The sequence below is a fragment of the Streptomyces sp. NPDC049577 genome, from assembly GCF_040675635.1.
In the GTDB taxonomy this organism is placed as follows: domain Bacteria; phylum Actinomycetota; class Actinomycetes; order Streptomycetales; family Streptomycetaceae; genus Streptomyces.
Window position 1 is genome coordinate 1 of record NZ_JBFAPH010000627.1, and the last position, 1,399, is coordinate 1,399.

A 1,399-nucleotide genomic window follows, 5' to 3' on the forward strand; every position below is an offset into this window, starting at 1 on the left:
AGGCGTTCGTGGCGCTGACGAAGCCGCGCGTCATCGAGCTGCTGCTCATGACGACCGTACCGGTGATGTTCCTCGCGGCCCAGGGGGTGCCCGACCTGTGGCTCGTGCTGGCCACCTGTGTCGGCGGCTACCTCTCGGCGGGCGGCGCGGGCGCGTTCAACATGTACATCGACCGGGACATCGACGCGCTGATGGACCGCACGTCCCAGCGTCCGCTGGTGACGGGCATGGTCTCGCCCCGGGAGTGCCTGGTCTTCGCCAGCGCGCTCACCGTCGCCTCGGTGGCCCTGTTCTGGTTCCTGGTCAACCCCCTGTCGGCGATGCTCTCGCTCGGCGCGTCGGCCTTCTACGTCGTCGTCTACACGATGTGGCTCAAGCGGCGCACCGCGCAGAACATCGTCTGGGGCGGCATCGCGGGCTGCCTGCCGGTCATCATCGGCTGGTCCGCGGTGAAGAACGAGGTCTCCTGGGCCGCCCTGATCCTCTTCCTGGTCATCTTCTTCTGGACGCCGCCGCACTACTGGCCGCTGTCGATGAAGGTCAAGGAGGACTACGAGCGCGTCGGCGTGCCGATGCTGCCGGTCGTCGCGGGCAACAAGGCCGTCGCCAAGCAGATCGTCATCTACAGCTGGGTGATGGTCGCCGTCTCGCTGCTGCTGACCCCGCTCGGCTACACGGGCTGGTTCTACACGGTCGTGGCCGTGGCGTGCGGCGCGTTCTGGCTGAAGGAGGCGCACGCGCTCCAGGCCCGCGCCAAGGCCGGCATCACGGGCCCCAAGCTCAAGGAGATGCGCCTCTTCCACTGGTCGATCACCTACGTCTCGCTGCTTTTCGTGGCTGTGGCCATCGACCCGTTCCTGCGGTAGGGGCGCGCAGCTCCGCCGACGGGCGGTCCGTGGTGGTCAAGGCCACCCGGGCCGCCCATCGCCATCTCGGGCTACCGGTCGGTAGCATCCTGGTCATGGCAGACACGAAGCAGGACCGCGAGGCCGCCGTCCTGGCGAAGCAGATCTCCGCGTTCGCCCGTAGCCACGGGGGGAGCGCGCAGGGGCAGCTGGCCCACATCGGGCGGGGCACCACCCGGATCGCCCTCGTCGGCGCCAACGGCGAGTGGGGCAATCTCGTCGCCCGTTCGCACGAGGCCGCCCGGCGTGCCGCCGAGATCGCCGGCATCGAGCTGCAGGACGACTTCGACGGCGAGCTCGCCGCCAAGGTGCACACCGGTCCCTACGAGTGGACGCGCATGGCCGGCCTCCAGATCGGCGGCCCCGCCAACCCGCCCGCCGCGCGATAACCGACGGCCCGCTCGCCCGTTAGACCCGTCGGGAGCGGCGCCACGGCGCCGCACGGGGCAGGGGAGGACGGGCATGAACGGCATACCGCCGCTCGTCGACCAGTA

General features: G+C 70.1%; 2 protein-coding genes. Both read left to right on the plus strand.

All coding sequences use genetic code 11. The annotated features are described in order from the left end of the window. Positions 1 to 866 (plus strand): heme o synthase (locus AB0K09_RS33360; RefSeq protein ID WP_366069132.1); only part of this gene is annotated, 866 nt, incomplete at its 5' end. 95 nt (positions 867 to 961) lie between these two features. Then, entirely contained in the window at positions 962 to 1,294 is a 333-nt protein-coding gene (locus AB0K09_RS33365; RefSeq protein WP_366069133.1) for a hypothetical protein, read from the plus strand. Positions 1,295 to 1,399: the final 105 nt, after the last annotated feature.